Source organism: Inquilinus sp. CA228 (assembly GCF_052078665.1).
Taxonomy (GTDB): domain Bacteria; phylum Pseudomonadota; class Alphaproteobacteria; order DSM-16000; family Inquilinaceae; genus Inquilinus.
In genome coordinates, this window is the sequence record NZ_JBQJIK010000012.1 from 109,016 (window position 1) to 116,087 (window position 7,072).

Here is a 7,072-nt window from a genome sequence, read left to right on the forward strand (position 1 = left end):
GACGACATGAGCGGCACGGCAGAACTGAGGACGCGAATCGACCAGGCCCTGGGCCATGCGCCCGCCGATCTGGTGATCAAGGGCGCGCGCACCCTCGACGTGATCAGCGGCGCGCTGCTGGAGGGCGACGTGGCGGTCTGCGGCGACCGCGTCGTCGGCACCTGCGACGACTATTCCGGCGCGGTCGAGATCGACGGCCGCGGCAAGGTGGTGGTGCCCGGCTTCATCGACACCCATGTGCATTGCGAATCGACCCTGGTGACGCCGGCGGAGTTCGACCGTTGCGTGCTGCCGCGCGGCACCACCACCGCGATCTGCGACCCGCATGAGATCTGCAACGTGCTCGGCGAGGCCGGGCTGCGGTATTTCCTCGACGGCGCCCTCGGCACCGCGATGGACCTGCGGGTCCAGCTCTCCTCCTGCGTGCCGGCGACGGAGCTCGAGACCGCCGGCGCCCGGCTCGACGCCGCCGACCTGGTGCGGCACCGGGGCCACCCCAAGGTGATCGGCCTGGCCGAATTCATGAACTTCCCCGGCCTCCTGGCCAAGGACGAGGGCGTTCTGGAGAAGCTGGCCGCCTTCCAGGACGGCCATATCGACGGCCATTCGCCGCTGCTGCGCGGCAAGCCGCTGAACGCCTATCTCGCCTGCGGCATCCGCAACTGCCACGAGACGACGGGGCCGGAGGAGGCGCTGGAGAAGCTGCGCAAGGGCATGCAGATCCTGATCCGCGACGGCTCGGTCAGCAAGGACGTGCACGCCCTGGCGCCGATCATCTCGGCCGAGACCTCGCCGCTGCTCGGCCTGTGCACCGACGACCGCAACCCGCTCGACATCGCCGAGGAGGGCCATCTCGACCATTTGATCCGGGCCGCGATCCGGCAGGGCGCCCCGGTGGCCCATGTCTACCGCGCCGCCACCTGGTCGGCCGCCCAGGGCTTTGGCCTGCGCGATCGCGGCCTGGTCGCGCCTGGTCGCCGTGCCGATCTGGTGCTGCTCGACGACCTCGACAGCTGCGCCGTGTCGCTGGTGATCAGTGCCGGGCGGATCGTCCGGCCGGACATCTTCGCGGGGCGTGCGGCCCCGGCGCCGGTCGGCCTCGGCTCGGTCAGGCTCGACCCGGTGGCGGTTGAGGATTTCCAGGCCCCGACCGGCGGCCCGACCGGCCCGGTGATCGGGCTGATCCCGGGCAAGATCATCACCGCGGCGCTGACCGCGACCCTGCCCTGGCGCGGCGGCTGCCGCCACCCCGACCCGGATCAGGACATCCTCAAAATCTGCGTCTTCGCCCGGCACGGGGTGAACCGCAACATCGGCCGCGCCTTCGTGAAAGGGTTCGGCTTCCGCGGCGGCGCGCTGGCCTCCTCGGTCGGGCATGACAGCCACAACATCTGCGTGGTCGGCGACAACGACGCCGACATGGCGGTGGCGGTGAACAGGCTGATCGAGCTGCAGGGCGGCTTCGTCGCCACCCGCAACGGCCAGGTGGCCGGCGAGATCGCGCTGCCCCTGGCCGGGCTGATGAGCCTGCAGCCCTTCGAGCGGGTGGCGGACGAGTTGCGGGCGTTGCGCCGGGCTGTGAAGGCGATGGGCTGTCCGCTGCCCGAACCCTTCATCCAGCTCGCCTTCCTGCCGCTGCCGGTGATCCCGCACCTCAAGATCACCGACCGCGGGCTGGTGGATGTGGACCGGTTCGAGCTGATCGCCGCCTAGCCGCGGCTAGTCGTGATGCAATGCCAGCCAGACCGTCGGCTCGGCCGGGTCGGTCCAGGCGACGCGGTGGCGGGCATGGGCGGGGATGTGAACCCAGTCGCCGGGGCGCAGGGTGCGCGGCGCTGGCTCGTCCTCGAGCTCCAGCCCCGCGGAGCCGCGCAGCAGCAGCACCCACTCCGCCCGCTCCTGGTCGTACCAGAAGCCGGGCGGGCTGGCCTGGCCGGTGGAGACTATCCGTTCCAGCACGAAGCCCGCGCCCTGCAACAGGGTGGTGAACTCTTCCTCCGCCGCCTCCCGCGGCAGCGCGTCGAACAGGCTGCCGGCCCTCACGACGGCTTCAGCCGGGACGCGGCGGCGGCATAGCCGCCGGCGGCGCCATCGACGAAATGGACATGGTCGCTGCGCAACGGCGACGGCGTGAAGCAGGTGACGATCGCGGAGTCCTGCCGGTGCAGGCCGAAGCGGGCGATGCCGGCCTGCTCGGCGGCCAGCAGGCGCGCCTCCAGCCGGTCGGCCAGCGCCGGGGTGCAGTCCAGCGTCATGCGCAGCCCGTCATCGTATTTGCGGTAGTCGGCATTGGCCACCATCTCGCGCATGTAGCGTCCGGGCTGGAAGCCGCCGAGCGAGATGCCGAAGCGGAACAGGGTCCAGCCGGCCAAGCTCTGCAGCCCCAGCGCCAGCTTGCGCAGCAGCAGCGGCTGGCCGGTGCCGCGCGATGCCCGCGCCTCGACATCCAGCCCGGGCGGCGGCCAGACCAGGCCCCGCGCGAGATCGGCGATCGGGTGCTCGGCCTCGCTCTCGCGGCCGGTCATGCGCAGGATGTCGCCGACCAGCTCGCGGAAGCCGGCCTCGCTCTCGGCCACCGCCGGGGCGGCGATCAGCGACAGCACCACGCCGTGCCGGGCCGGGAACTCCTGCCAGCGGCAGGACAGGCCGGAGAGGTCGGGGCGCGTTCCGGCCGGCGCCGGCTCGACCGAGAAGGCACCGGCCTTCAACTCGCGCTCGGCCCAGGCCAGGCCGCCGCCCATGAACATGGCGTAGGCGACATTCGGCGACGGCGCGTAGCGGGCGACGCGGACATCCCACCCGGCGGCGCGGATCGCCGCCACCGGCACCAGCCCGACGCGCAGGGTCAGGCCCAGCTCGTCGCGCACCCAGGCGGCGGTGGCGGCCAGCGCGGCGCGGGCGGTCCCGGCATCGCCGGGCGGCAGGGCGAAGCTGGCGCCGTCGCCGCCGAAGGCGAACGGGAAGTCGCGCTGCGCCAGGGCGTTGGACACGGCGGCGATCAGCGCCGCGCCGGCGATGTTGACGCTCTTGTACTGGCCGGCCCGGATCGCGGCGGTGGAGGCGACGACGTCGGACAGGCCCATCACCCAGTCCTCCGGCAGCGGCCGGTACAGCGCCGGGTCGGTCAGCCGGGCGAAGCCGTCGAACACCGGCACCTGGAGGTAGAACTCATCTTCGGCCATGGGCGCATTCTCGCCGATCGGGCGGGGATGGGGAAGGCGGTGCGGTTTGGGTGGGAATCGACAGGCGTTGTGGATGGGCTTAGCTATCGCCTGAAGGAGGGCCAGATGATCCGAGTCAGCATGCGCGAAGCAAAGACCGGTCTGCCGGCCTTGGCGGAAAGGGCGCGAGCCGGAGAGCGCGTGGTCATCGAGCGCGACGGCACGCCATGGGTCGAGCTCAAGCCCTATGCCGGCGAGCGGCGTCGACCCGGCGGCTACGAGGGGCGGATCGCCATCCCGGATGTCGGCGCGGAAGACGAGGCGATCGCGGATCTGTTCGAAGGCAGGTGATGCGGCAGTTCCTCCACACCCTCCAGGTGACCACCGGCGGCAAGGGCTTGGTCGAGATCACGCCGCAGATCCGGCCCTGGGTCGAGGCGCAGCGGATCGGGACCGGCCTGCTGACCGTGTTCTGCCGGCACACCTCAGCCTCGCTGCTGATCCAGGAGAATGCCGATCCGGATGTCCGGGCCGATCTGGAGGCCTATTTCGAGCGGATCGCGCCCGAGGGCGACGGCTACATCCACGACGCCGAGGGCCCGGACGACATGCCGGCCCATATCCGCACGGCCCTGACCCAGGTGCAGCTGTCGATCCCGGTCGCGTCCGGACGGCTGGTGCTCGGCACCTGGCAGGGGATCTACCTGTTCGAGCACCGCCGCCGGCCACACCGCCGCGAGATCGTGCTGCATCTGCTGGGGGAGTAGCGCCGGCCGTCAGGCTCGGCCGACCGTCTCCACGAACCGGTCGATCTCGGCTTCGCTGTTGTAGTAGTGCGGCGAGGCCCGCAGCATCGCGTCCAGGCCGCGGTCGGTCATGTCGAACATGGTCGAGCGGCGGCGGGTGACGCTGGCGTTGATGCCGGCCTCGCGCAGCCGCTGGTGCAGCGCCTCGGCCGGTTCGTCGGCCTTGGTGAAGCTGACGATCGCCGACCGCTCGGCCCCCTTGTCGCGCACGGCGACGCCGGGCAGGGCCGACAGCCCGTCGCGCAGCTGCGCCGCCAGGGCCCGGGCGCGGTCGCGGATGGCGTCGAGGCCGAGGGCCAGGGCGTAGTCGACCGCGGCACCCATGCCGAGGATGCCGGTGAAGTTGCGCTCGAAATTCTCGAAGCGGCGGGCGTCCGGGCGGACCACGTAGCGGTCGGGCGCCACCATCTCCGCCGCGTGGAGGTCGAGGAAGGGCGGGTCGATCCGGTCCAGCATCGACCGCCGGGCATAGAGGAAGCCGACCGCGCGCGGCCCGCGCAGGAACTTGCGGGCGGTGGCCGACAGCATGTCGCATCCGATCGCCTCGACATCGACCGGCATCTGGCCGACCGACTGGCAGGCGTCGAGCAGATAGGGAATGCTATGCGCGCGTGCGATTTGCCCGATCGCCGCCGCCGGATTCACCAGCCCGCCATTGGTCGGGATGTGGCTGACCGCGATCAGCCGCGCCGGGCCGCGATCGGTGGCCGCGACCGCCTGCTCCAGCGCCGCGACGTCGAGTTGGCCCGTGGCGTCGTCGGGCACCACCTCGACCACCGCGCCGGTGCGCTGCGCCACCTGCAGATAGGAGATGGTGTTGGAGGCGTATTCGGCCTTGGCGGTCAGGATCCGGTCGCCCGGCCGGAACGGCAGGCCGTAGAACACCATGTCCCAGGCCCGCGTCGCGTTCTCCATCATCGCGATCTCGGCCGGGTGGGCGCCGATCAGCCGGGCGATCGAGACATAGGCGGCCTCGAGCCGGGGCTCGGCCTCCGCGGCCGCCGCATAGCCGCCGATCTCCGCCTCCCGCCGCAGATGGTCCAGCATCGCGTCCAGCACCGGCCGCGGCGGCAGGGCCGAGCCGGCATTGTCGAGATGCAGCACCCGGGCGCAGCCCGGCGTGTCGGCGCGCAGCCGGTCGAGATCGAGCGTCATCAGGTCAGGTCCAGCACCGAGCGCAATCCGAGGAAGGCCGGCAGTGGATGGGTGACCAGATAGGTCGGGATGCCGACGACGAAGCTGCGCATCCGGCCCTTGGCCTCGAAGCGCTGGCGGAACAGGGCGTCGTCGAACAGGGTCTCGAGCTTCGGCACGATGCCGCCGGCGATGTAGACGCCGCCGCGCGACCCCAGCGTCAGCGCCAAGTTGCCGGCGACGGTGCCGAGCATCGAGGCGAAGGTGGATACCGCCTCGGCGCAGTGCGGGTCGCCGGTCTTGGCGCCCTCGGTGACCGCGGCGGCGTCGCGCTGCACCGGGTCGATTCCGTCCAGCTGCGACAGCGTCTCGTAGAGATTGACCAGCCCCATGCCGGACAGCACCCGCTCGGCCGAGACGTGCTGGTGGCGGTGGCGCAGCCGGTCGAGCACGGCCGCCTCGCGCTCGGTCGCCGCCGCCATGGTAACATGCCCGCCCTCGCCGGCCAGGGCGGCCCAGCGCGCGCCGCTGGGCACCAGGCCGGAGACGCCGAGGCCGGTGCCGGGGCCGAGCACTCCGATCGGCTCGTTCGCCACCGGCGTGCCGCCGCCGATCGGGCTGCGGTCGCCCTCCTCCAGATACGGCACCGCCAGGGCGACGGCGGTGAAGTCGTTGATCACCTCCAGCCGGTCCAGCCCCAGATCCTTCTTCAGGGCCGAGATCGAGAAGGACCAGGCGGCGTTGGTCAGGGTCACCTGGTCGCCGGTGACCGGGCTGGCCACGTCGATCGCCGCCTGTGTCGGCGGGGCCGCCGGCTTGACCATGTCGAGATAGGCGTGGGCAGCATCGGCCAGGGTCGGGTAGTCCGCCCCGTGCAGGATCTTGGTGTCCCGTGTCCCCTTGGCGTCGGCCAGGGCGAAGCGGGCGTTGGTGCCGCCGAGATCGGCGATGAGGGCGAGAGGCTCAGGCATGGCGGGCCGGCTGGTGCGGGACGGCCATGCTTCCCTCATGCCGCGGCCGGGGGCAAGCCCGAAGCGTCGGGCCGCCGGCCGCGAGTCGGCGCGTATCGCCGGGCCGGATTCGACACTGGAGTGTGCACTGCAGCACAAACTTGATGCTAACTGCACATATCTTAGGCACGAATTGGTTCTAAGTGGCTGTTCTGCAAGAGGAATTCATTTTCCTCTTGATTTGTCCGGCGAACTGCCTAAATTGTGCATTGCGACATGCAGCGATGCTGCTGTCGTAACGCACTTCTTGGGCGTTTCCTCCCTAAACTCGGGCCGCAGTTCGCTGCGGCCCTTTTTCTTGTGCGCCGGGCCGAAGACGCCGGCAGCCCCGCGAAGGTTCAACCTCCGCCTCCCTTCGGATCCCGGCAATGCCCCGAATCGCCGCGAAAGATCGGCGCGGATAGCGAAACGGCCGGGTCGCCCCGGCCGCTCGCGGTCGCAATGTGTCCGATCCGGCCGGCTCAGTGCTCGCCGCCGGCCTCGGCCTTGTCGTCGAACAGCGGGGTCGGGGCGGGCTGCGGGGCGGCGGCCGCCCCGGCTGCGGCCGGGGCCGTCGCCGCTCCGGCATCGCCGCCCAGCGGCTGCAGCGTGCCGATCAGCTTGCCGCCGGTCTCGACCTGCAGCTCGCCATATTTGACGGTGCCGGTGACGACGCCGCTGGCGCGCAGGCGCAGCAGGCCGGACACCGACAGGTCGCCCTCGAACCGTCCGGCGATGTCGCCATCGCTGATCTCGGCCGAGCCCTTGAATACGCCCTGCTCGGCGATCTCGATGGTCTGGCAGTCCTTGATCTTGGCCTCGATCCGGCCCTCGACCACCAGGTGGTCGCAGGCGGTGATCTCGCCGGCCAGAGAGATCTCGCTGCCGACGATCAGCTTGCGCGGCGAGTCGCGGCCGGTCGGTCCCGCCGACTCCGCCGGGCGGCGGACGCCGCGGAGCGCCGCGGTGCGGGGAGGGGCGA

8 protein-coding genes are annotated in these 7,072 nt (G+C 71.5%); 3 read left to right on the forward strand and 5 right to left on the reverse strand.

The features are described from left to right. The first annotated feature begins 6 nt into the window (after nt 1-6). The gene (gene ade, locus ACTOWL_RS08175) at nt 7-1,713 is read left to right on the forward strand and encodes an adenine deaminase (protein ID WP_441320710.1); all 1,707 of its coding nucleotides are present in this window, start codon (nt 7-9) and stop codon (nt 1,711-1,713) included. Between the two features lie 6 nt (nt 1,714-1,719). Here ade and ACTOWL_RS08180 read toward each other — a convergent pair whose 3' ends face one another. After that, entirely contained in the window at nt 1,720-2,043 is a 324-nt protein-coding gene (locus ACTOWL_RS08180) for a cupin domain-containing protein (RefSeq protein ID WP_441320711.1), read from the reverse strand. After that, the gene (locus tag ACTOWL_RS08185; protein ID WP_441320712.1) at nt 2,040-3,182 is read right to left on the reverse strand and encodes a DUF3095 domain-containing protein; all 1,143 of its coding nucleotides are present in this window, start codon (nt 3,180-3,182) and stop codon (nt 2,040-2,042) included. The genes ACTOWL_RS08180 and ACTOWL_RS08185 overlap by 4 nt, the downstream gene beginning before the upstream one ends. Nucleotides 3,183-3,287: 105 nt before the next feature. Here ACTOWL_RS08185 and ACTOWL_RS08190 point away from each other — a divergent pair, with 105 nt between their 5' ends. Next, a complete protein-coding gene (locus tag ACTOWL_RS08190; protein WP_441320713.1) occupies nt 3,288-3,512 on the forward strand; it encodes a type II toxin-antitoxin system Phd/YefM family antitoxin in 225 nt (74 codons plus the stop codon). Beyond that, complete coding sequence (locus ACTOWL_RS08195; RefSeq protein ID WP_441320714.1) at nt 3,512-3,928, forward strand: secondary thiamine-phosphate synthase enzyme YjbQ; 417 nt, start codon at nt 3,512-3,514, stop codon at nt 3,926-3,928. Before ACTOWL_RS08190 ends, ACTOWL_RS08195 begins: the two co-directional genes overlap by 1 nt. 9 nt (nt 3,929-3,937) lie before the next feature. Here the strand turns inward: ACTOWL_RS08195 and ACTOWL_RS08200 are convergent, their stop codons facing one another. The 3 genes from ACTOWL_RS08200 to ACTOWL_RS08210 form a co-directional block, all read right to left on the reverse strand. Further along, nucleotides 3,938-5,122: an aminotransferase class V-fold PLP-dependent enzyme gene (locus tag ACTOWL_RS08200; protein WP_441320715.1), complete on the reverse strand. Its 1,185-nt coding sequence runs from the start codon at nt 5,120-5,122 to the stop codon at nt 3,938-3,940. Next, entirely contained in the window at nt 5,122-6,072 is a 951-nt protein-coding gene (gene glk, locus ACTOWL_RS08205; RefSeq protein ID WP_441320716.1) for a glucokinase, read from the reverse strand. The genes ACTOWL_RS08200 and glk overlap by 1 nt, the downstream gene beginning before the upstream one ends. Nucleotides 6,073-6,572: 500 nt before the next feature. Then, nucleotides 6,573-7,072, reverse strand: a 500-nt coding sequence (locus ACTOWL_RS08210) for a bactofilin family protein (protein ID WP_441320717.1), incomplete at its 5' end; no start/stop codon positions are given.

Bases quoted from the DNA above. Each gene is read 5' to 3' on its own strand.
- ACTOWL_RS08200 (WP_441320715.1), bottom strand. From the start codon at position 5,122: ATGACGCTCGATCTCGACCGGCTGCGCGCCGACACGCCGGGCTGCGCC.
- ACTOWL_RS08190 (WP_441320713.1), top strand. From the start codon at position 3,288: ATGATCCGAGTCAGCATGCGCGAAGCAAAGACCGGTCTGCCGGCCTTG.
- ade (WP_441320710.1), top strand. From the start codon at position 7: ATGAGCGGCACGGCAGAACTGAGGACGCGAATCGACCAGGCCCTGGGC.
- glk (WP_441320716.1), bottom strand. From the start codon at position 6,072: ATGCCTGAGCCTCTCGCCCTCATCGCCGATCTCGGCGGCACCAACGCC.
- ACTOWL_RS08185 (WP_441320712.1), bottom strand. From the start codon at position 3,182: ATGGCCGAAGATGAGTTCTACCTCCAGGTGCCGGTGTTCGACGGCTTC.
- ACTOWL_RS08195 (WP_441320714.1), top strand. From the start codon at position 3,512: ATGCGGCAGTTCCTCCACACCCTCCAGGTGACCACCGGCGGCAAGGGC.